The organism is Pseudomonas sp. KNUC1026 (assembly GCF_021650705.1).
Taxonomy (GTDB): Bacteria; Pseudomonadota; Gammaproteobacteria; order Pseudomonadales; family Pseudomonadaceae; genus Aquipseudomonas.
Genome location: NZ_CP087138.1, coordinates 323,606 through 343,688, shown reverse-complemented (window position 1 = coordinate 343,688; position 20,083 = coordinate 323,606). Strand labels below are relative to the sequence as shown.

General features: G+C 66.2%; 22 protein-coding genes and 1 pseudogene. 20 read left to right on the top strand and 3 right to left on the bottom strand.

All coding sequences use genetic code 11. The features are described from left to right. The first annotated feature begins 2 nt into the window (after positions 1-2). Entirely contained in the window at positions 3-620 is a 618-nt protein-coding gene (locus LN139_RS01285) for a flavin reductase family protein (RefSeq protein WP_236358111.1), read from the top strand. Here the strand turns inward: LN139_RS01285 and LN139_RS01280 are convergent, their stop codons facing one another. Beyond that, entirely contained in the window at positions 621-953 is a 333-nt protein-coding gene (locus LN139_RS01280; RefSeq protein ID WP_236358109.1) for an antibiotic biosynthesis monooxygenase family protein, read from the bottom strand. It lies immediately after the preceding gene. A gap of 298 nt (positions 954-1,251) precedes the next feature. On the opposite strand from LN139_RS01280, the gene LN139_RS01275 reads away from it, so the two are divergent. After that, entirely contained in the window at positions 1,252-2,175 is a 924-nt protein-coding gene (locus LN139_RS01275; RefSeq protein ID WP_236358107.1) for an AraC family transcriptional regulator, read from the top strand. 187 nt (positions 2,176-2,362) lie between these two features. Here the strand turns inward: LN139_RS01275 and LN139_RS01270 are convergent, their stop codons facing one another. After that, a complete protein-coding gene (locus tag LN139_RS01270; protein WP_236358105.1) occupies positions 2,363-6,127 on the bottom strand; it encodes a hypothetical protein in 3,765 nt (1,254 codons plus the stop codon). Between the two features lie 486 nt (positions 6,128-6,613). Here LN139_RS01270 and LN139_RS01265 point away from each other — a divergent pair, with 486 nt between their 5' ends. The 7 genes and pseudogenes from LN139_RS01265 (at position 6,614) to LN139_RS01235 (ending at position 12,353) form a co-directional block, all read left to right on the top strand. Then, positions 6,614-6,775 carry a hypothetical protein gene (locus tag LN139_RS01265; protein WP_236358104.1) on the top strand — a complete coding sequence of 54 codons (162 nt, stop codon included), beginning with the start codon at positions 6,614-6,616 and terminating at the stop codon, positions 6,773-6,775. Between the two features lie 93 nt (positions 6,776-6,868). After that, entirely contained in the window at positions 6,869-7,783 is a 915-nt protein-coding gene (locus tag LN139_RS01260) for a SctD/MshK family protein (RefSeq protein WP_236358102.1), read from the top strand. Continuing rightward, positions 7,780-8,148, top strand: coding sequence for a hypothetical protein (locus tag LN139_RS01255; protein ID WP_236358100.1), 369 nt, complete (start codon positions 7,780-7,782; stop codon positions 8,146-8,148). The genes LN139_RS01260 and LN139_RS01255 overlap by 4 nt, the downstream gene beginning before the upstream one ends. Continuing rightward, positions 8,145-8,480: a tetratricopeptide repeat protein gene (locus LN139_RS01250; protein ID WP_236358098.1), complete on the top strand. Its 336-nt coding sequence runs from the start codon at positions 8,145-8,147 to the stop codon at positions 8,478-8,480. The genes LN139_RS01255 and LN139_RS01250 overlap by 4 nt, the downstream gene beginning before the upstream one ends. Then, positions 8,477-10,489: pseudogene (gene sctV / locus LN139_RS01245) on the top strand (type III secretion system export apparatus subunit SctV); the annotation flags it as partial. The gene LN139_RS01250 and the pseudogene sctV, both read left to right, overlap by 4 nt. Before the next feature lie 129 nt (positions 10,490-10,618). Next, positions 10,619-11,941 (top strand): type II and III secretion system protein family protein, encoded by a 1,323-nt coding sequence (locus tag LN139_RS01240; RefSeq protein ID WP_236360199.1) that lies wholly within the window; start codon positions 10,619-10,621, stop codon positions 11,939-11,941. Between the two features lie 10 nt (positions 11,942-11,951). Beyond that, complete coding sequence (locus LN139_RS01235) at positions 11,952-12,353, top strand: hypothetical protein (protein WP_236358096.1); 402 nt, start codon at positions 11,952-11,954, stop codon at positions 12,351-12,353. A 17-nt stretch (positions 12,354-12,370) separates the two neighbouring features. Here LN139_RS01235 and LN139_RS01230 read toward each other — a convergent pair whose 3' ends face one another. Then, positions 12,371-13,141 (bottom strand): tetratricopeptide repeat protein, encoded by a 771-nt coding sequence (locus LN139_RS01230; protein ID WP_236358094.1) that lies wholly within the window; start codon positions 13,139-13,141, stop codon positions 12,371-12,373. Positions 13,142-13,189: 48 nt separating this feature from the next. Between LN139_RS01230 and LN139_RS01225 the strand changes: the two genes are divergently transcribed. From LN139_RS01225 to LN139_RS01175, 11 genes are read left to right on the top strand one after another with little or no spacing between them, the layout of a single operon-like run. After that, positions 13,190-13,795, top strand: a complete 606-nt coding sequence (locus tag LN139_RS01225) for a type III secretion protein (RefSeq protein ID WP_442964406.1) — start codon at positions 13,190-13,192, stop codon at positions 13,793-13,795. A 36-nt stretch (positions 13,796-13,831) separates the two neighbouring features. Next, positions 13,832-14,047, top strand: coding sequence for a hypothetical protein (locus LN139_RS01220; protein ID WP_236358090.1), 216 nt, complete (start codon positions 13,832-13,834; stop codon positions 14,045-14,047). Positions 14,048-14,058: 11 nt separating this feature from the next. Beyond that, the gene (locus LN139_RS01215; protein WP_236358088.1) at positions 14,059-14,490 is read left to right on the top strand and encodes a hypothetical protein; all 432 of its coding nucleotides are present in this window, start codon (positions 14,059-14,061) and stop codon (positions 14,488-14,490) included. A 4-nt stretch (positions 14,491-14,494) separates the two neighbouring features. Then, positions 14,495-15,235 carry a type III secretion system inner membrane ring lipoprotein SctJ gene (gene sctJ, locus LN139_RS01210; RefSeq protein WP_236358086.1) on the top strand — a complete coding sequence of 247 codons (741 nt, stop codon included), beginning with the start codon at positions 14,495-14,497 and terminating at the stop codon, positions 15,233-15,235. Then, positions 15,232-15,837, top strand: a complete 606-nt coding sequence (locus LN139_RS01205; protein WP_236358085.1) for a type III secretion protein — start codon at positions 15,232-15,234, stop codon at positions 15,835-15,837. The genes sctJ and LN139_RS01205 overlap by 4 nt, the downstream gene beginning before the upstream one ends. Further along, positions 15,834-16,415 carry a FliH/SctL family protein gene (locus LN139_RS01200; protein ID WP_236358082.1) on the top strand — a complete coding sequence of 194 codons (582 nt, stop codon included), beginning with the start codon at positions 15,834-15,836 and terminating at the stop codon, positions 16,413-16,415. Before LN139_RS01205 ends, LN139_RS01200 begins: the two co-directional genes overlap by 4 nt. Continuing rightward, entirely contained in the window at positions 16,412-17,734 is a 1,323-nt protein-coding gene (locus tag LN139_RS01195; protein ID WP_236358080.1) for a FliI/YscN family ATPase, read from the top strand. Before LN139_RS01200 ends, LN139_RS01195 begins: the two co-directional genes overlap by 4 nt. Beyond that, a complete protein-coding gene (locus LN139_RS01190; RefSeq protein ID WP_236358079.1) occupies positions 17,731-18,198 on the top strand; it encodes a hypothetical protein in 468 nt (155 codons plus the stop codon). Before LN139_RS01195 ends, LN139_RS01190 begins: the two co-directional genes overlap by 4 nt. After that, complete coding sequence (gene sctQ / locus LN139_RS01185; RefSeq protein ID WP_236358077.1) at positions 18,195-19,157, top strand: type III secretion system cytoplasmic ring protein SctQ; 963 nt, start codon at positions 18,195-18,197, stop codon at positions 19,155-19,157. The genes LN139_RS01190 and sctQ overlap by 4 nt, the downstream gene beginning before the upstream one ends. Beyond that, positions 19,154-19,807 carry a type III secretion system export apparatus subunit SctR gene (gene sctR, locus LN139_RS01180; RefSeq protein WP_236358075.1) on the top strand — a complete coding sequence of 218 codons (654 nt, stop codon included), beginning with the start codon at positions 19,154-19,156 and terminating at the stop codon, positions 19,805-19,807. The genes sctQ and sctR overlap by 4 nt, the downstream gene beginning before the upstream one ends. 4 nt (positions 19,808-19,811) lie before the next feature. Next, the gene (locus LN139_RS01175; protein ID WP_236358073.1) at positions 19,812-20,081 is read left to right on the top strand and encodes an EscS/YscS/HrcS family type III secretion system export apparatus protein; all 270 of its coding nucleotides are present in this window, start codon (positions 19,812-19,814) and stop codon (positions 20,079-20,081) included. Positions 20,082-20,083 lie beyond the last annotated feature (2 nt).

The window sequence follows — 20,083 nt, the reverse complement described above, 5'->3', positions numbered from 1 at the left end:
CCATGAGCGATGCGATGCACTATTACGAAACAGCCACAGGCCACGGCCTGGCGCACGACCCCTTCAAGGCGATCATTGCCCCACGGCCGATTGGCTGGGTGTCGTCCTGCAGCCCGGAAGGGGTACTGAACCTGGCGCCCTACAGTTTCTTCAATGCCTTCGCCGACAGCCCGCCGATCATTGGCTTCAGCAGCCTGGGGCGCAAGGACAGCCTCACCAACATCGAGCGCAGCGGGGAGTTCGTCTGGAACCTGTCGACCTGGGCGCTGGCCCAGCAGATGAACCAAAGCAGTGCGCCGGTCGAGCCAAAGGTCAGCGAGTTCGAACTGGCCGGCCTGACCCCAGCCGCGTCGCGGCAGGTGAAAGCGCCACGGGTGCAGGAAAGCCCGGTGGCCTTCGAATGCAAGGTGAGCCAGATCATTCAGATGCAAACAGCGGCGGGCGCCTTGCTGCCCAACTGGATAGTGCTGGGTGAAGTGGTGGCGGTGCATATCGCCAAGGCACTGATAAAGGAAGGGGTGTACGACACTGCGGCGGCCGAGCCCATCTTGCGTGGCGGCGGGCCTGCCGATTATTTCCGCCTGGGTGAACGCTTCGAGATGAGGCGCCCGCAGGCTTGATCAACCGGCGCGGCGCAACTCGGGGGCTGCGCGCACGGCCTGGCCGAAGGTCTGCACATCGATGTGGGTGATCAGCCCATCACGGGCGAGCAGGCTGAAGCAATCTGCGCCCGGCGCCTGCACCCAGGCGCTGGACGCCTCTTCGCTGGCCCATTGAGCGCTGAGCAGCCACGTGTCTTCTTCGTGCAGCGCTCTTTGCGCCGCGCAGTGCAGGCAACCCGGCACCTTGAGGGTACGGCTGGCCAGGTGGCCCAGGCATTCGCCCAGTGCATCGCTGCGGCCGCGGCGGGCGCGGATGAACACACAGTGGCTGACGGCGGGAAGTGAAGTCATGGCGTTTCTCCCTGGTAGACCTTCGGAAAACTCTGACAGCCATAGAGAATACTGGCCGGGTTAACGGTGCGTTATCCCGATCCTGCCTGTGGCTTGCCCGATTCTGCACGACGACCCATTTAACCATCTGCCAGGTGGTGCACTGCCTGTCGCAAGCACAGCCGAAAAAGACCCATCGCAGCGGCACAAGGCAGAATCGGGCAAGCATTTCGCAGGAATGGCCTACCACCCCTCGTTTGCCTATAGCTACCTTTTGCTCCATCGTTGGCCCGGCCATCGGCCTCTTCCGGAGCGTGCCATGCCCTCCCCCGCTAGCCATCTCGAAGCCCAGCGCCAGGAACTGGCCGGGCTGATCCGCCGCCACACCCACAGCACGCCCGAAGGCCATGTGTGCTGCCCCTGCGCGGTGCCCGACCTGCACCTGACCCGTTACGAGCATTGCCGGCCTTCGGCGGCCACCATCGCCCAGCCTGCGCTGTGCGTGTTCGCACATGGCAGCAAGGAGGTGTATCTGGGCGATGAGCGCTATGTGTACGACCCGCTGCATTACCTGGTGGTGTCGGTGGCGATGCCAGTCAGCGGGCGATTGCTCAACGCGACCCCCGAAGACCCGAGCCTGCTGGTGCGGCTGGACATCGACCCGGCCGAAATTACCCAGTTGATCGCCGACGCCGGCCCGCAAGGCGTGCCCACACGCCCTGCCGAGCGCGGGCTGTACGTCGAGCCGCTGGAGGCGACGCTGCTCGATGCACTGCTGCGCCTGGTACGGCTGGCTGATACCCCGCGCGATATCCCGATGCTTGCGCCGCTGATTCGGCGCGAGATTCTCTACCGCCTGCTGCGCGGCAAACAGGGCCATCGGCTGTATGAAATCGCCCTGTGCAACAGCCAGACCCACCGGGTGAGCCAGGCAGTGGATTGGCTCAACGGGCATTTTCACCAGCCGCTGCGCATTGATGACCTGGCACGCCGGGTGAACCTGAGCGTGTCGACCTTGCACCACCGTTTCAAGGCGGTGACCAACCTGAGCCCGCTGCAGTATCAAAAGCAGCTGCGCTTGCAGGAAGCCCGCCGGTTGATGTTCAACGAAGGGTTGGAAGCTGCTGCGGCGTGTTACCGGGTGGGCTATGAAAGCCCGTCCCAGTTCAGCCGCGAGTACAGCCGCCAGTACGGCGCGCCACCGTCCAGGGACCTGGCCCGGTTGCGTGCCGGCGGGGAATGAGGGTTGGGCCGTTGCACTGCGCCCGTGCACGGCGCTCGTCGCGCGGCAAGCCGCCCTCCCACCGGTGTGAACTCCCACCAGTGAACTCCTACCAAATGTGAAACCGCAAACTCGGAACATGCAGTGGGAGGCCGGCTCGCCGGGCGCCGTGCAACGGGCGACAGGCGATCTTCAGAACAATCCGGCGCTACTCTCCGAACTTCTTCCCATCGGTGTATTCGGAATCGAAGAACACACTGTCGCCTTCCTTGATCTCCATCCCCCCGACCAGCTTCAAGTAAGCCTCCAGGTCGTCCGTGCTCAGCTTGCCGTCAGCACCATCACGCTTCCAGAACGTATCGAGCATGTCGAAGAAGCCTTTGTTGTCGAGCAGGAACTGCGCGGCTTTCTTCTCCTTCTCATCGCTGCCGGCGGCAATCTTGCGCAGGTCCTTGTCGCTGACGATCTTGTCCGAGCCGTTCCAGTCGTCCCAGCGCGAATGGATGTAGTCCAGCGTCTCCTTGTTCTTCTCGTAGAACGCTTTGCCGTACTCCTTCATCGCCGTGCCGTTGGTGTTGTAGCCAACGATGCCGTTTTCATCCTTGTGCCGGGATTCATCCAGGCGGTTGGCCGAGGAGCCGTTTTCCTGCGGCGTTTCGTCGAAGTGCTGCCATTCGTTTTGCTGGAAGCGGAACAGGCTGTCGTCTTCCGGCGCCTCTCGGCCACCGTAGTGGTAGATCGAGTAGTGGGCGTATTCGACCTTGTCGCCCCAGTTGTCCTGCAGCAGGCCATCGGCAGCCAGGTCGCGGTACCAGTCGTTTTCCTTCTCGGTGGCCTTCTGCTTTTTGTTGTGGTCGACGAAGTAACCGATGATCCCGCCCACCACCGCCAGCGCCACACCCACCAGAAAGAACGGGCCGGCAAGCGCCGCGGCGGAGCCTGCGCCAATGAGCGCCGCGCCACCGAGCACGCCGGCCGACGCACCGAAGGCCCCGGCCGCGATCTGCAGGCCGCCCTGGGCCTTGGCCAGTGCGTCGTTGGTTTCTATGCCGCTCTTGATGGTGAACGCACCCAGCACGATGTCGGCGAACCCGCCGGCGATGTCGGTCGCCGGCCCCAGCACCTTGATGACTGAACCGGCGATTTTCGCGGCCTTGCCAGCCCCGAGCTTGACCGTATCGTCAAGCCGCTCGGTGATGCTGCCCTGGATTTTCGCAGCGTCCGCAAACGTGCCTTTGCCATCGCCGAGGATGGTCGAGATGTCGGGGGTGATGTCCAGTGCACTGCTGATCTTGGTCTTCATCTCCGCAGAGATCTTGGGATCACGCACATCGACCATCGGCGACGAGCCACCCTTGCCCCAGATTTCAGGCAGGGTCTTGTCCAGCCCGAGGAAATCCACCATGCCGCCTTTGCCCACCAGCTCGGCCACCTTGTCACCCAGCCGTACGAAATGGCTGCCGGCACCGGCGAAGCTGAGAAAGTCCTTGGCGATCGACAGGCGTTGCAGGTCGGTTTCGGCCAGCTTCCCGCCGTTGCCCACAAGCTGATAGATACCCGAGAACAGCGACACCCCGGCGCCCATCGAACCCAGAATGCCCTTGGTATTCAGGGCGCTGAACACCTCGCCCAGCTTGCCGCGATCGGCGATGGGCACATAGGACTTGGACAGCGCGGTCTTGATGTCGGCCTCGGAGATGCTGCCGTTGGTCTTGTAGGCTTCGCCCAGCTCTTCGAGCGCCTTGCTCACCGCTGAAGTGGTTCTCTTGTCCTTGAAGCCCTCTTCGAGGAATTTCTCGATGGTTTCCTGGGTGCGCCGCGGCAGGTCGAGCAGCTCCCCCTTGAGCACACTCTTGAGCAGGCCGAACAGGTCCTTGGTCGCCAGCTCCTTGTTGTCTTCGCTGATCTTGCTCGGATCGGCGATCAACTCGTTGAGGTCGACGGTCAGGCCATCGGCCTGGATGTCCTGGGCGGCCTTGGTGGCGGCGTCCGGGTCGAACATCGACAGCGACGTCAGCGTGTTGGAAAGGTCTTCCTGAGCTTCGGTGACCTTGCCCTGCTTCTTCAGATCGTTGAGGTAGGCGACGTAGTCGTCTCGGTGCTCGCCCACCATGTCTTGCAGCTTTTTCTTGACCTCGTCCTTGTTGGGGATCTTGTCGATCGCCGCGTTCATGCGGTCCTTGTAGTCCTTGGCGATGGTCGGGTCGGAGAACAGCTTGCCGATCGTTTCCTTGAGCTTGGGCCCGTCGATGATGTCGTGCATGTCGGCGCTGGTCAGCTGGGTTTGCCCGTCGCTGAATTCACGCCAGGTGCCGCCGAACGCGCCTTGGTCTTCGGTGTAGCCAGTGATGCCGTGGCCGTTGGAATAAGCGGCCTGAGCCTCGAGGGCACGCACCAGCTTGGCGCGCGGGTCGTCCTTGGCGATCGAGCCGTCTTCCACGCCTTTGCGGTAATCCTCGATCAGCTTCTGGGTGGCCAGCTCGCTGACGCTGAGCTCCGGCGACTTGGGGTCCTTAGGGTCGGCGTGCTCGCCGGTGCCCAGGTTGAGCACGTCCACCTCTTTCTCAGGCGGCAATTTGTGCGAGCTGCGGGTGTTGTCGACCTCACCTTCGGTAGCGCCGGTCCACCGAGCCAGCACATCCTCGTAAAGCTGCGGGCTGATGTCCTTGGAAACGATGAACTTGCCGTCATCGTTCTGATAGCGGATCAGGCCGTCGCCCAGCTCGTCAGGCGAGCCAAAGGTCATGTCCTGGTTTTTCACGAAATCATTCGGCCCGGCGAGCTTGTAGCCCTGCGCTTCGCTGTCGTGGATCTTGGCCCAGGTCTCGCGCACCTTCTCCACCTGCTTGAACTGCTCGGGCGCCACGTCCTTGCTGACCACATGCTGCTTGCCGTCCTGGGTCTTGTAGCTGAGCACGCTGCCCTCTTCGCCCACCTGCCAGGAGAAGTCGGTGATGTCGTTCAAGCCCGGCAACGGTGAATTGGCATCGTCCAGCACCGCCCCGCCGTTGAGCGCGCCTTCCACGGCGCTCTTCTTGTCCGGGTCGGTCATCACCCTGTACATGCCAGCCAGGTGATCGAAAAGCTTGGGGTTGTCTTCGCGGGCGACCACCACCTTTTCGCCATTATGCTCATAGCGGATCAGGTTCGGGCCCATCTCGTCGGGCGGGCCGATGGTCGTGCCGCCGAAAGGAGGCCAGGTTTCGTTGTCGCCGGCAACGCGGTAGCCGTCATCACGGCTCTTGTCCTTGCCCTGAATCTGCTCGCGGGCGTTGAGCGCGAATTCGAACAGCGTCGGGTTGTCCCGCTTGGACACCACCACCTTCTTGCCATCCTGGGTCTCGAAACGGATCAGCCCCGGGCCCGCTTCATCCTCAGGCCCGACGAAACGGATGTCGGTGAGCTTGTCCGGTGCCTTGGCGTCAGCGCCGGCACGCACGTAGCCGTCTTTTTCGCTGGCATTGATCCCGGAGAGGGCTTTGAAATCTTCGCTCAGTTGCTTGAACAGCTCAGGGTTGTCCTGCTCCGACACGATGACCTTCTTGCCGTCGGCGTCGACATAACGGATCAGCCCCTCGCCTACCTCGCCCGGCGGGCCGATGAGCCTCTCGCTGATGCTCTCAGGGGCTTTGGCGTCGCTTGCCGCCAATGCATAGCCATCCTTCAGGCTCTGGTTCACGCCCGCCACCTGGCCCTGGATCGCCTCCAGGCGCTTGAACAGTTCGGGGGTGGTGGACTTGGAGACGATCACATGGTCGCCGTCCTTGGTGACGTAGCGAATGGTGTCGGCACCGGCCTGGCCGGGCTTCTCGATCTCGGAAAAATCACCCAGGCCCGGGGCCTTTTCGTCGACGGCGGCGGGCCGGTAGCTGGCCGTGCTGCGCTGGCGGCTTTCGAGCACCTTGATGAACGACAGCGGGTTGCTCTTGGGCAGTTTCGAATCGGGGACCTGATTGACCGGGCTGGTGGACATAGTGCTCGCTCTCCTCAATGACGGGGCGCAAACCCTCGCAGATCAGCGCGCCACCGGGCCGACCCTTACCGAGGGAAAGTTGGCTTTTATGACAAAATGCCTGTCAAGCAACATAACAGCGAAAGTTTTAAATAACAGTTTTTCGAGTGTGTTTTCACAAGGTTTCACAGCGACGCCAACAATGAACTCCAGGCAACAACAGTTTGCGACATGAATTCGACGCCCATAATTTGGCTTATCGATTAACCATCGATAAATCAACGGGTTGAAATTTATTTTTATTCAAACAACCCGCCATTTCGCAACCTTCCTAAACTTTTCACAACATTTCACAGCCCGCGACAAACACCCCTGCGTAGTATTTGAATCGTGCAGCGCAGGCCTTCGGCTTCATCAGGCACTGACTGCGGTGTGCAACAAGTTTCAGCTCGCTCATCGCGGCTGAGGCGACCGATCCGAACCCTCTACCTTGCTAGGAGAAACATCATGGCTGATACCCCACCAGTAAGCTCGGGCAACTCTGACGCCGCCATCGCCAAGATGGAAGCCACCTTCAACATGGCCATCGAGAAGTCCGCGAAGATCACCGAGATCTCGACCGCCAAGAAGGCCGAGCTCGACGCGACCAAACAGCGTCCGCAGAACTGATGCACCGTGCGGGCGGCGCAAGCCGCCCCGCACACCAGGCGTTTCGCGCCACCAGCTGTAACCCTTTGCGGATAGAACGGTGGTATGGCGACCATGACAGCCCTGACTTCTTCCGCTCGGCTGCCGCGTTTCACGGCAGCGAGCCCGGGCACTACGGTGCTCGACATCACAGCCGGCCTGCACCAGGGCGTTTCCCTGGCGCTGGACCGCGACCTGTACCAGCTTGGCAGCGGCGAAGCCGCCGACCTGGTGCTGCACGACCCGGCCGTCGCGCCGCTGCATTTGCGCATCCGGCCAGAAGGCAACCAGCTCACGCTCGAAGCGGTGGGCGGCAGTGTCGAAATCAACACGCCGGGCCAGAGCCCGTGGACACTTCAGCAAGGCCACGGCCATCGCGCGCGGCTGCCCCTGCGCCTGCGCATGGGGCAGGCGGAGCTGAAGCTGCATGCGCCCCAGGCCGTCGCCCCGCGCCCCGCCACTCGCTGGCAGCCGCACTGGCTGGTGGCGCTGGCATTGCTGCTGGTGTGCGTGTCGGCCTTTGCCCTGCGCCAGCCGGCACAGCAAGCGGCACCCGCCCAGGCCGCATCCGCACCGCAGGCAGTAACCCCGCCAGCGACGCCCGCCCAGGCGAAAGCCTGGCTCGATGAACAACTGCGCCAGGCAGGCTTGAGCAGCATCAGCAGTGAAACCGGCGACCACCAGGTGATCGCCCATGGCAACTTCATGCCCGCACAAAAGGCGCGCTGGAACAGCGTGCAACAAGGCTTCGACAGCCGCTTCGGCCCACAGCTGGGCCTGCGCGGCGACGTCACTCAGCACGCTGCAAGCGACACCCCGCGCGTACGCTTCCAGGCCGTGTGGGCAGGCCCCAACCCGTACGTGATCGACGGCAGTGGCAAACGCCTCTACCCCGGTTCAGCGCTGGATGATCGCTGGGTGCTCGAACGCATCGAGGCCAACCAGATCGTGCTGGTGCGCGGCGATGAACGTTTCACCTTCACCCTATGAGGATCGACCCGCGGCCGCCGTTGCCGCCTGCCAGTGAAGGCCCGCAAAAGCCACAGGGTGTCGAGGGTGTTCAACCGGTCAGCCCGCGCCAGGGCGCACGTTTCGATGCCCTGCTGGGCGGCCGCCGTGCCGCTGCACGCAAGGTGCTGCGCCAGAACGTGGACGACGCCAGCGAGCTGGAGGCGCTCGACCCCGCCCTGTTCGCCGCCCCGCGCTCGATGGAGCTGCTGGGCCACATCCTCGACGAGGTGCTGCCGCGCCTGGAACTGGACCCTGACGTTCGCACCCTGGCCGAAGACATGATTCGCGAGGAAATTCACATGCGCGAGCACCTGCAACAGCAACGCAGCGAGGCCAAGGCATGAGCCGCCTGGACCGCGACAGCCGTGACCTGCTGCGTGGCATGGGCGAGCTGTATCGGCGCGCCGGCCAGCCGCAACGCGCGCTGGTGATGCTGCTGATCGCCGCGCACATGATGCCGACCGACCGCACGCTGCTGCGCAACCTGGCACTGGCGTTCACCGACAGCGGCGATGCTACGCGTGCGCTCAACGCCCTGGACCGCTTGCAAGCGCTGGGCGGCAACGACCCCGAGGACCACCTGCTGCGCGCCCGGGCGCTGTGGCGCGGTGGTGACAGCGAGCAGGCCCGCGCCTGCTTCAAAACCTACCTTGCCCAGCGGAAACATCGCCCATGACCGCCTTGAACCGCCTCAACGCTGTGGCCCGCCTCGCGGCCCAGCGCACCGATGTGATCATCGTCGCGTTCATGCTGATGGCCATCGTGATGATGATCATCCCGCTGCCCACGGCGCTGGTGGATGTGCTGATCGGCCTGAACATCGGCCTGAGCATCCTGGTGCTGGTGGTGGCGTTCTACATCGTGCACTCGGTGGAGTTCTCGGCGCTGCCGCCGCTGATCCTGCTGACCACGCTGTTCCGCCTGGCACTGTCGATCACCACCACGCGCCTGATCCTGCTGCACGGCGACGCCGGCCACATCGTGAAAGCCTTCGGCGACTTCGTGATCGCAGGCCAAGTGGTGGTGGGCCTGGTGGTGTTCCTCATCATTACCGTGGCGCAGTTCGTGGTCATCACCAAGGGCGCCGAGCGGGTCGCCGAAGTGGCCGCGCGCTTCACCCTCGACGCCATGCCCGGCAAGCAGATGAGCATCGACAACGACCTGCGCAACGGCGACATCGACCAGGCCGAAGCGCGCCGGCGCCGCTCGCGCCTGGAGCGCGAGAGCCAGATGTTCGGTGCGATGGACGGCGCCATGAAGTTCGTCAAGGGCGATGCCATCGCCAGCCTGGTGATCCTGGCGGTCAACCTGCTGGGCGGCATGATGATCGGCATGGTCGAGCGCAACATGGGCTTCGCGGACGCGGTGCACACCTATTCGCTGCTCACCGTTGGTGACGGCCTGATTGCGCAGATCCCGGCGCTGTTGATCTCGGTCGCCGCCGGCACGGTGGTCACTCGGGTCAACAGCGCAGGCTCGCCGCGCGACCTGGGCAGCGAGATCATCAGCCAGTTGGGCAACAGCCACCGCGCCCTGGGCCTGACCGCCGCGATCCTGCTCGGCGTGAGCCTGCTGCCGGGCTTCCCGGCGCTGGTGTTCATCGGCCTGGGCGGGGCGCTGGGCGCCTGCGCGTTCCTGATGTGGCGCAAGCAACAGCGCGCGCAGCAAGCCCAGGCCATGGCCGAGGCCGCGCCGGCCGAAGAGCCGCAACCGCTGAACGCCGAGCTGGTCAACGAACCGCAGACCAAGCCGCTGGATGCCCGCGTGCTGCTGTGCCTGGGCAGCGGCATCGCCGAGCAGGCGCCGGAGCAACTGCTGCGCCAGCGCATCGAAACCCTCTGCCACGACCTGCGCGCCGAGCTGGGCCTGGAGATGCCGGTGCCAGAGCTGTACCTGGACCGCACCTCGCCGGCCGACCGCTATGTGGTGGAGCTCGAAGGTGTGCCGGTCAGCGAAGGCACGCTGCCGCTGGCCCAATTGCTGCTGCGCGACGACCCGGTGCACGCGCAACTGCTGGAGCTGGAGCCGACTGCGGCGCCCTCCCCGCTCAGCCAGCGCGACGGCCAATGGTTGCCGCGCCATCACGAACAAGCCCTGCAACAGGCCGGCGTCGCCTATCTGCACACCGATGAAGTGTTGCGCGGCCTGCTGGAACGCACGCTGCGCCGCTATGCCGCAGATTTCCTCGGCATCCAGGAAACCCGCCAGATGCTTGAACGCCTGGAAGGCAGCTACGGCGAACTGATCAAGGAAGTGCTGCGCCACGTGCCACTGCAACGCCTGGCCGAGACCCTGCGTTCGCTGGTGGCCGAAGGCGTATCGGTGCGCAACCTGCGCGCGCTGCTGGAGGCGATGGTGGAATGGGGCGCCCGCGAACAGGATGCCGGGCGCCTGGCCGAGCACCTGCGCGCAGCGCTGTCGCGGCAGATCAGCCATCAGTACGCCAACAGCCAGCGGGTGATCAGCGCCTTCGTGCTCGCCCAGGGCCTGGAAGGCCAGATGCGCTCGGCCCTGCGCCGCCAGGAAAAGGCCGGCGAAAGCCTGCCCGACGAACTCGCCCGCAGCCTGCTCACCCAGTTGCGCCACGCCTGGCAGCGCCTGCCCGAAGACGACCGCACCGTGCTGCTGGTGCACCCGGAACTGCGCCGCAGCGTGCGCCGGCTGTGCATGCGCGGCGAGGTGCCGTTGCCGGTGCTGTCGTTCCGGGATCTTGCCGGCGAATACAACCTGCAAGCGGTGGCCAACATCAGCCTCAGCGAAATCACCCCGCGCGGTGTCCGCCGGCACCGCGCCCAACACACTGGCGAACGCTTCATGATCCGACCTGCAACTCATGCTGTCTCGCGCTGGCTGTTCGGCGCAACCACCCTGCTGCTGGCGCTGACGGCTCAGGCCGAAACGCTGGCGCCTGGCGCACGCGGCACCCTGGAGCTCACCTCCGGGCAAGGGCGGATCCTGCATTTCAGCCGGCCGGTGGAGTCGGTGCTGGTGGCCGACCCCAATGTCGCCGACCTGCAAGTGGTCTCGCCGGGTGTGATCTACCTGTTCGGCAAGGCCCCCGGCAGCACCAGCCTGATTGCCTTGGGCGACGACGGTAACGAAATGGCCAACATGGCACTTTCGGTGGGCACCAGCACATCGGGCGTGAGCGCGCCGCTGTCACGCCTGCACCCGGGCAGCAATGCGCAAGTGACGGCGGCCGGCAACCGCATGGTGGCGCGCGGACAGCTGGGTGATGTGGCCGAAGCCACCGACCTCAACGCGCTGCTCAGCGTTGAAGGGCAGAACCTGCAGCCTGCGCTGAACACCACCACGCTGCCGGGCTCGGCGCAGGTGAACATCCGTGTGCGCTTCGCTGAAGTCTCGCGCTCGCAACTGCTCAGCTACGGCGTGAACTGGAACGCGCTGTTCAACAACGGCACGTTCTCCTTCGGCCTGCTCACCGGCGGCCCGCTGGCTTCCGCGGCGAAGGTCGCTGGCGCCACCAACACCATCGGCGCGGGCCTTGCCAGCGGCAACGTGAACATCGACGCGGTGCTCGATGCCCTGCAAAGCAACGGCGTGCTCGAAGTACTTGCCGAGCCGAACATCACCGCCATGACCGGCCAGACCGCCAGCTTCCTCGCAGGCGGCGAGGTGCCGGTGCCGATCCCGGTGAACCGCGACACCGTGGGTATCGAATACAAGCCTTATGGCGTGTCGCTGCTGTTCAACCCTACCCTGCTGCCCAACGGCCGCATCGCCCTGCAAGTGCGCCCGGAAGTGAGCAGCATCAGCGCCCAGAACGGCACCCTGGCAAACGGCATCACCGTGCCGGCCTTCCGCGTGCGCCGCGCCGACACCCGCGTGGAAGTGGGCAGCGGCCAGACCTTCGCCATCGCTGGGCTGTTCCAGCGTGAAAACAACACGGACGTGGACAAGGTGCCGGCGCTGGGTGACATGGCGATCCTCGGCAACCTGTTTCGCTCCAAGCGCTTCCAGCGCAACGAGACGGAGCTGGTGATTCTCATCACCCCTTACCTGGTGGAGCCTGTGCGCGAGCGGGTGGCGGCAACGCCGCTGGACGCCCAGCCCGGCAACACCACTGCCCAGGCCGGGCCGCGCAGCGGCGGCGCCTTCGGCTTCTACCTGAACTGAGGGCCACGCCATGCGCCTGCGAATTGCCCTGCCCTTTGCCGCCCTGGCCCTGAGCGGTTGCCAGACCCACCTGGAACCAGCGCACTGGTCGCCGGACTACCAGCGCTTCACCGACGCCAACGGCCGCAGCGGCCTGGTGCCGGTGCAGTGCCTGGCGCCGGCCACGCCCGACGAGTTCGGGCTGGATGAGGATTACCAGGCCAAGCTTGCACCCGGCTGCGCCAACAGCCTGGTGCTGTTGCAGATGGTCGAGCAGCGCCAGGACCTGGAACGCGGCCGCATCAGCGGGCAGACCATGGCCGCACCGGTGGGGCGCGCTGCGCAGGTGTACATCGATGGTTATGACCGCGAAGAGCTGCGCCGCCGGCTCAAGGAACAGCAAGCCGCAGCGCAGAACGGAGGGGCGCAGTGATGGCCGCTCCTATGAAGTTATTCCACCAGGCCCATGGCCCGCGCCTGGGCGGCGGGGTCGCCGAGCGCCTTGATCTGCCGGGCTTGCTCGATCAGCGCCTGGCGCTGGCCAGCGGGCAACTGATCGAGGCTGAGCTCGTTCACAGCGCTTTCGCGGCCGGCGAGCACGGCGACCAGCAGCGCGTTGCGCTGATGGCGTGGCAGCACGCGGGGCGACTGAGCCACGGCGCGGATGGTCTGCATGGCGGCATCGGCCTGGCCGCCAAGCGCCTGGGCCAAGGCCAGGTTGCACTGGGTGTCCAGGCTCTGCGGTTGCAGCGCGCGGGCTTTCTCGAAGGCTGCCTGCGCCGGGCCGGTCTGCCCACGCAGCACCTGAGCGACGCCAAGGCGGCTCCAGGCCTGCGGCTGGTTACCGCGGTCGGCCGCTTGCGTGAGGGTGATGACGGCGCGGTCGTAGCGGCCCTGGCGCAATTGCGCGGTGCCCAGGCCCAACAGCGCATCGGCGTTCTCCGGCGCGTCGTTCAGGGCCTGCTGGTAGGCGCGTTCGGCACCGCTGGCATCCTGCGCCGCCAGCCGCGCCTGGCCGAGCTTGAGCCAGGCGTCCAGGCCCGCACCGGGCAGCTGCGTGGCCTTGTCGTAGAGCGACGCGGCGCTGACCGGGTCGCCACGGCTGGCGAGGTCGTCGCCCAGACGCAGGTAGCGCGCGTAGGCGGGATCGGAAGGCGTTTGGGAGGCGCAGGCACCCAGCAACAGGCTGGCCAACAGAAGGGGAACGAAGCGATGCGGCATGTGCAGGTCTCTTCAGGCGTGTGCGGCGAGTCTAACCGGTTACGCAGCCTGCCACAGGCCTTGTTACAGCCTGTTGCCGGGTGGTTGTTCGGTGCACTGGCGCTGCTGCTGGCCGGTGGCGCTCAGGCGGCCGAAGGCGACGACCCGCAGTGGTTCAGCGCGCCCTACCCCTACGTACTGGTGGAACAGGACCTGCGCAGCGCCATGGACGCCTTCGCCCAGCAACTGAAGCTGACCGTGGTGTTTTCCGACAAGGTGCGCGGCAAGTCCCGCGGTGTGGTGCGTGGCACCCAGGCCGGCGACTTCCTGCAGAACCTGTGCGCCGTCAACAACCTGACCTGGTATTTCGACGGCAACGTGCTGTATGTCAGCGGCGCCGACGAAGTCGCCAGCCGCCTGTTCCGCCCCGGCGAAGCGCGCCTCGATGAGCTGCGCGGCTACCTGGCAGGCCTGGACGTGTACGGCGAGCGCCTGGCCATGCGCCTGAGCGAGAGCGGCGACGAGCTGCTGGTTTCAGGCCCGCCCCCATATCTTGCGCTGGTGCAGCAGCACATCGACCAGCAGCGCCGCCCCACGCAAGTGGCCAGCGCCCCGCGCAGCCACGGCGTGCGCGTGTTTCGCGGCAACAGCGTGAGCGAAGTGAACCCCGACTAACCCCTGTTCATTCACTGGCAACAAGGAGCAGCAATCATGGCCGTAACCCCGACCGACGCCACCGGCGCCAGCAACGAAAGCAACCCGCAAACCAAGTTCGACGCCGCCGTCGACAGCTCCAGCGGGATGACCGAACAGCAGCTCACCGACGAGCTGATCAACCAGGGCATCGTGATTGGCGGGCAGTTCATCATCATGCCCAAAGCCCAGGAAATCCTGAACGAAGCGATGTCCAGCGACGACGACGAGTAAGAGGCTGCCTGATGAGCGCAAACCTTGCACCGACCACGGCGGCCTTGCCGCCGGGAGGTACCCAGGCTCAGCAGAGCCTGTTCGAACACATGGCAAGCACCGCCAAGGGCATGCCCGAAGGCGCCAGCCCCCATCAGATCGGCGAAAGCCTGATGAACCGGCTGGACAGCTTCATGGACCGCTCGCACCTGTTCAATGCGCGGGCTGATGCGCTCGCTGCGGGCACTCCGGCGGCCGGCACGCCCAATGCCAATCCGCCCGTGCAACTGGCCAGCAACGTCGACGCCGGCAATAACGCCGCGCAAAAGGCCGGCACCGCCCAGGTCGACCAGCTCGTGCATTCGCTGGGCAAGATGTTCGACTACTCCATCGAAACGCAGATGGTGGTGCGCGGCGCCACGCAGATTTCCGGCTCCGCCAACACCCTGCTCAAAGGTCAATGACACGATGAAATTCGCCCGCCTGATGCTCGTTCTGGTGTTCGCAAGCCTGCTCGCCGCCTGCGACACCACGCTGTACAGCAACCTGAGCGAGCGCGAGGCCAACAGCATGGTCGCCGCCCTGCTGCGCGAAGGCATCCAGGCCTCGCGCAAGGTGCAGGACAACGGCCAGATGAGCGTGCTGGTGGACGAGAGCCGCTTCGCCGAGGCTATGGCGGTGCTCGACAACGCAGGGCTGCCGGGCGAGAAGTTCGCCAACATGGGCGAGGTGTTCAAAAGCAACGGGCTGGTGAGCTCGCCGGTGCAGGAGCGCGCGCAGATGGTCTACGCGCTGAGCGAGGAACTGTCGCACAGCGTGTCGCAGATCGACGGCATTGTCTCGGCGCGGGTGCACGTGGTGCTGCCGGACAACGACCTGCTCAAGCGGGTGATTTCACCCTCCTCCGCCTCGGTGCTGGTGCGCTACGAGCCTGGCACCGACATCGCCGCGCTGCTGCCCAAGATCAAGACGCTGGTGGCCAACGGTATCTCCGGGCTTTCCTATGACGGCGTGTCGATCACCGCCGTGGAGGCGCGGGTGAACGCCCCGATGGCGCCTCAGGCCGGAGCCGCCAGCGGCGCCGGGCTGTCGCGCTGGTTGCTGGGTGCGTTGGTGGCCATTGCACTGGCCGCCCTCGGCGCGCTGGGCTGGCAGCGCTACAAACGCCACCAGGCCACCCGCACCTGGGCGCTCAAGGAGGCCGAATGAGCCGCTGGGAGCGATTTGTACAAGCGCCGCTGAGTTTCGTCGCGCCGCGCCACCTGGCTGCCTGCCTGGGCGATGCGCCGCCCGAGCTGCGCGAGCAGGTGCTGGCGCAACCGCGCTTTCGCATGCGCCTGCTTGCCCTGTTGCTGGCGCGCCACCAGTTGCAGCCACTGAGCGAAATCACCGCACCCGACGCCACGGCGATGAGCGTGCTGGAGCTCAGCCCGCTGGCGTTCAGCCGCTTGCCCAGGCTGTGCGGTGCCATCTGGCACGCAGCGACCCTGGCCCGCGAGGTGCGCGCCCCGGCTCAGCAAACCCTGCGCCAGGCACTGGGCAGCGAGCTGTACAGCCAGGCCCTGGCGCACCGCGAGCTGGCCGGTGCCGCCGACCTGCTGCGCGAGCCTGCCGCGCTCGTGCAGGCGATCGACCAGGACGGCGCGGCTTGCGTGGCCGCCTGGGCACAAGCGCAGCCGGCGCCGTTGCAACGCTGGCTGGCGCTGCGCCTGAGCCTGCCAGCCGCGCAGCCCGCACGCCCACCGGTGAACCTGGCGATCGTCGAGGCCGCCGCCGCAGCGTTGCACAGCCTTGAGGAGCACGCAGCATGAGTGAGCTGCCCACCCGCCCGGCCGCGCGCATCCTGCGTGCCGAACAGGCCGAGCAATGGATCGACGGCTTTGCCTTTATCGACGCCGCCCGCCGGGAAGCCGACCAGATGCGCCAGAGCGCCGAGCTCTGGCGCCAGCAGGCTCGCCGTGAAGGCCTGGAGCAAGGGCTTGCACAAGGCCGCGCGCAGATGGCGCAGGCCATGCTCGAACAACAACTGGCTCACGACCGATGGCTGGCCAGCCAGGAAGGCGCGCTGGCTGACCTGGCACTGGCCATCGCCCGCCAGCTGGTCGGCGAACTGCCCGAGCCGCAGCGCCTGCGAGCGCTGACCCGCACCGCACTGGGCAGCTTTCGCCAGGACCAGGCCCTGACCCTGTTCGTACCCCGCGATGCCGTCGACAGCAGCCGCGAAGCGCTGGCGGGCCTGGCGGTGAACGTGGAGGCCGACGAACAACTCACCGCCGGCCAGGCGCGCCTCTCCAGTGCCCAGGGCGCCGTGGAGCTGGGCGTGCAGGAGCAACTGGCGCAACTGCGCCGCGCGCTGCTGCCGTTCGCCAACGATGAGGGCACGCCATGAGCACCGCTTTGGACGCCACCTTCAGCCGCCTTCAGGCACGCCTTGAGGCCGCCCGCCCCCGGCCAATGCGCGGCACACTGCGCAGCCTGCGCGGGGTGCTGCTGCGCGCCAGTGTCGCCGGCGTGAGCATTGGCGAGCTGTGCCATTTGTCCGACCCGGTCAGCGGCCGCACGCTGGCGGCCGAGGTCATCGGTTTCGAGGACGACGAGGCGATCCTGTCGCCCATCGGCGACATGCAGGGCCTCTCCAGCCGCACCTTGATCACTGCCACCGGCCAGGCCCTTGGTGTGCCGGTGGGCCAGGCGCAACTGGGCCGGGTGATCAGCCCCATGGGCGAATGGCTCGACGGCGATGCACCGGTGGCGGCGCTCGAGCGCTACCCGCTGCACGCCGAGCCGCCCGCCCCGTTCAGCCGCCAGTTGATCGAGCAGCCGATGACCCTGGGCGTGCGCGCCATCGACGGCCTGCTGACCCTCGCGCGTGGCCAGCGCATGGGCATTTTCGGCGAGCCGGGGGTGGGCAAATCGTCACTGCTGGCCAGCATCGTGCGCCACACCGACGCCGAGGTGATCGTGATCGGCCTGATCGGCGAGCGCGGCCGCGAAGTGCGCGAACTGCTGGATGTGCAATTGGGCCGCGAAGCCCGCGCGCGCAGCGTGGCAGTGGTGGCCACCTCCGACCGCCCGGCGGCCGAACGGGTGCGCGCAGCGTTCGTCGCCACCGCCGTGGCCGAATACCACCGCGACCAGGGCAAGCATGTGCTGCTGCTGATGGACAGCCTCACCCGCTTCGCCCGTGCCCAGCGCGAACTGGGCCTGGCAGTGGGTGAACCGCCGACCCGGCGCGGCTATCCGCCGTCGTTCTTCTCCGCCCTGCCGCGCCTGCTCGAACGTGCCGGCCCCGGCGCCACCGGCAGCATCACCGCGCTGTACACGGTGCTCACCGAAGGGGATGTGGCCAACGACCCCGTCGCCGAGGAAACCCGCTCGATCCTAGATGGGCACATCGTGCTCAGCCCGGAGCTGGCGCAGCGCAACCATTTCCCTGCCGTCGACGTACTGCGCAGCCGCAGCCGCCTGATGGACCACGTTGTGCCCAACGAACACCTGGACATGGCGCGCCGCGTGCGCGAGCTGATGGCGCGCCATGAAGCCATCGAAATGCTCGTGCGCGTGGGCGAATACGCCGCCGGCAGCGACCCGCTCGCCGACCAGGCGCTAGCCCGCGCCGACGCCATCGAGGCGTTCCTGCGCCAGGGCGCCCACGAACCCTCAAACGCTGCGCAAACCCAGCAGCACCTGCGCAAGGTATTGGCATGAACGCAAGGCAACTGAACCAGCTGCAACAACTGCGCGCCCTGCGTGAAGAGCGCGCCACCCGGGAACTGGCCGGCCAACGCCAGCAGCGCGAGCAGGCCGATGCGCAACTGAGCGAGGCGCAGCAGCGCCTGCACGACCACCGCGCTGCCCTGGCAACTCGCGCCGAGCAAGTGTTCGGGCGCTTCAGCGAGGGCCTGTCGGTCGGGGCCTGGCAAGCCGCTCAGGAACAGCTCGAGGCATTGGCTCAAAGCGATGAAGCCCTGACCGGCGAGGTGGATGCCGCGCATCAGCACCTGGATTTTCACCTGCGCGAAGAAGACGCCCTGCGCCAGCAACGCCTGGCCCGCCAGCGCCAGCTCGAGGCTTGTGACCTGCTGGTGGAGCGCCGCCAGCGCCGCGACCTGCTCGAGCAGGAGCGGCGCGAAGACAACGATGAACTGCCCGGCCCGCAGGTGCGCCCATGACCTGCAGCCCGCCCACCCTGCCACTGCCGTTGCATGGCCTGGAACAGCTGGCACCGGCCGATGTGCCGGTGCTGGCCAGCCTGCACCGGCGCCGGGTGCCCTGGCACGGGCAATGGCGCGGCGAGCCGCTGTGCCTGGAGGCCCGTGCCGGTGAGCCAGGGCCGCTTTCGGCCGTTCAACTGAGCCTGGGTGAATACCCGCTGATCGCCGAGCTGCCCAGCGCCTGGCTCGATGCACTGCCCAAGGCCGAGGACGCGGCCGGCGAGCTGCTGCTGGAAGCAGCGCTGTTGCCGCTGATCGAGCCGCTGGAAGCGATCATCGGGCAGGCGTGCCAGGTCACTTCAGCGCACCCGTTCGACACCTGGCTGCGCCTGCACTGGCAACTGACGCTGGGCGAAGGCCCCGGCGCGGCCTTGGTGTTGCACCTGAGCCAGGGTGCGGCCCGGCTGTTGACCACCGCCATCGACGCCCACTGGCCCGCCCATCGCGCGCAAATGCCGGGCCTGGCTTTGCCAGCCCATGTGAATGCTGCCCATACGCGCCTGACCCTCGCCGAGTTGCGCAGCCTGCGCACAGGCGATGTGGTGATGCTCGACCACACCCAGCCGGCGCTGCATTGCGCCGGCCGCAGCGCCCCTGTTGAACGCGACGACACGCGCTGGCGGCTCGCCGGCGCCTTGACCCCTGGTATGGAGACACCCATGAGCGATACCCCTGCACTGGCCGGCCCGGACGCCGCGCTCGATGAGCTGGATTTGACCCTGACCTGCCAGGTCGGGCGCCTTGACCTCACCTTGGGGCAACTGCGCGAGCTGGGCGAAGGCAGCGTGCTGGCGCTGGAAAGCCGCGCCGAGGACGGCGTGGAACTGGTGGTCAACGGCCGGCGCATCGGCCAGGGCCAACTGGTCCGCATCGGCGAGGGCCTGGGCGTTCGCGTGCTGAGCTTTGCCAGCCTATGAGTGGCTACCAGCCCAACCTGATCGAGATCATTCTGGTCGTTGCCACCATCGGCCTGATCCCGCTGGCAGTGGTCACCCTCACCGGCTTTCTGAAGATCTCCGTGGTCCTGTTCCTGATCCGCAACGCCCTGGGCGTGCAGCAGACCCCGCCGAACCTGGTGCTCTACGGCATCGCACTGATCCTCTCGGTATACGTAACCACCCCGTTGATCGGCGACATGTACCGCCAGGTGCAGGGCCGAGAGCTGAAGTTCGAGAACGCCCAGCAGCTCGAAGAACTCGGCAGCGCGCTGCGCCCACCGTTGCAGGCGCATCTGTCGCGTTTTGCCAACGAGAGCGAGCGCGGGTTCTTCATGCAGGCGACCGAAACCGTGTGGTCGCCTGAGGCGCGCGCCGAGCTGCGCGACGACGACCTGGTGGTGCTGATCCCGGCATTCGTCAGCTCCGAACTCACCCGCGCCTTCGAGATCGGCTTTCTGCTTTACATTCCGTTTCTGGTGGTGGACCTGCTGGTGTCCAACGTGCTGATGGCCATGGGCATGTCGATGGTGTCACCGACCTTGATCTCGATACCGTTGAAAATCTTCCTGTTCGTGTCACTCAGCGGCTGGTCGCGGCTGATGCACGGGCTGATTCTGAGTTACGGGTGAAGCCATGGGCCAGGATGTCTTTCTCTCATCGATGAAACAGGCGCTGATGACCGTGCTGTTGCTGTCGGCGCCAGCGCTGGGGGTGGCGATCATCGTCGGCCTGAGCGTGGGCCTGTTGCAGGCGCTCACGCAGATCCAGGACCAGACCCTGCCGCAGGTGGTGAAACTGGTGGCGGTGCTGCTGGTGGTGGTGTTCGTCGGGCCGTTGCTGGCCGGGCAGATCATGGAGCTGGGCGGCCAGGTGCTGGACAACTTCCCGATGTGGACGCGCTGAGC

Coding starts and splice junctions, on each gene's coding strand:
- LN139_RS01280 (WP_236358109.1), bottom strand. CDS start 953: ATGACTTCACTTCCCGCCGTCAGCCACTGTGTGTTCATCCGCGCCCGC.
- LN139_RS01205 (WP_236358085.1), top strand. CDS start 15,232: ATGAGCCGCTGGGAGCGATTTGTACAAGCGCCGCTGAGTTTCGTCGCG.
- LN139_RS01175 (WP_236358073.1), top strand. CDS start 19,812: ATGGGCCAGGATGTCTTTCTCTCATCGATGAAACAGGCGCTGATGACC.
- LN139_RS01190 (WP_236358079.1), top strand. CDS start 17,731: ATGAACGCAAGGCAACTGAACCAGCTGCAACAACTGCGCGCCCTGCGT.
- LN139_RS01270 (WP_236358105.1), bottom strand. CDS start 6,127: ATGTCCACCAGCCCGGTCAATCAGGTCCCCGATTCGAAACTGCCCAAG.
- LN139_RS01200 (WP_236358082.1), top strand. CDS start 15,834: ATGAGTGAGCTGCCCACCCGCCCGGCCGCGCGCATCCTGCGTGCCGAA.
- LN139_RS01240 (WP_236360199.1), top strand. CDS start 10,619: ATGATCCGACCTGCAACTCATGCTGTCTCGCGCTGGCTGTTCGGCGCA.
- sctQ (WP_236358077.1), top strand. CDS start 18,195: ATGACCTGCAGCCCGCCCACCCTGCCACTGCCGTTGCATGGCCTGGAA.
- LN139_RS01260 (WP_236358102.1), top strand. CDS start 6,869: ATGACAGCCCTGACTTCTTCCGCTCGGCTGCCGCGTTTCACGGCAGCG.
- sctR (WP_236358075.1), top strand. CDS start 19,154: ATGAGTGGCTACCAGCCCAACCTGATCGAGATCATTCTGGTCGTTGCC.
- sctJ (WP_236358086.1), top strand. CDS start 14,495: ATGAAATTCGCCCGCCTGATGCTCGTTCTGGTGTTCGCAAGCCTGCTC.
- LN139_RS01265 (WP_236358104.1), top strand. CDS start 6,614: ATGGCTGATACCCCACCAGTAAGCTCGGGCAACTCTGACGCCGCCATC.
- LN139_RS01255 (WP_236358100.1), top strand. CDS start 7,780: ATGAGGATCGACCCGCGGCCGCCGTTGCCGCCTGCCAGTGAAGGCCCG.
- LN139_RS01215 (WP_236358088.1), top strand. CDS start 14,059: ATGAGCGCAAACCTTGCACCGACCACGGCGGCCTTGCCGCCGGGAGGT.
- LN139_RS01230 (WP_236358094.1), bottom strand. CDS start 13,141: ATGCCGCATCGCTTCGTTCCCCTTCTGTTGGCCAGCCTGTTGCTGGGT.
- LN139_RS01220 (WP_236358090.1), top strand. CDS start 13,832: ATGGCCGTAACCCCGACCGACGCCACCGGCGCCAGCAACGAAAGCAAC.
- LN139_RS01275 (WP_236358107.1), top strand. CDS start 1,252: ATGCCCTCCCCCGCTAGCCATCTCGAAGCCCAGCGCCAGGAACTGGCC.
- LN139_RS01285 (WP_236358111.1), top strand. CDS start 3: ATGAGCGATGCGATGCACTATTACGAAACAGCCACAGGCCACGGCCTG.
- LN139_RS01235 (WP_236358096.1), top strand. CDS start 11,952: ATGCGCCTGCGAATTGCCCTGCCCTTTGCCGCCCTGGCCCTGAGCGGT.
- LN139_RS01195 (WP_236358080.1), top strand. CDS start 16,412: ATGAGCACCGCTTTGGACGCCACCTTCAGCCGCCTTCAGGCACGCCTT.
- LN139_RS01250 (WP_236358098.1), top strand. CDS start 8,145: ATGAGCCGCCTGGACCGCGACAGCCGTGACCTGCTGCGTGGCATGGGC.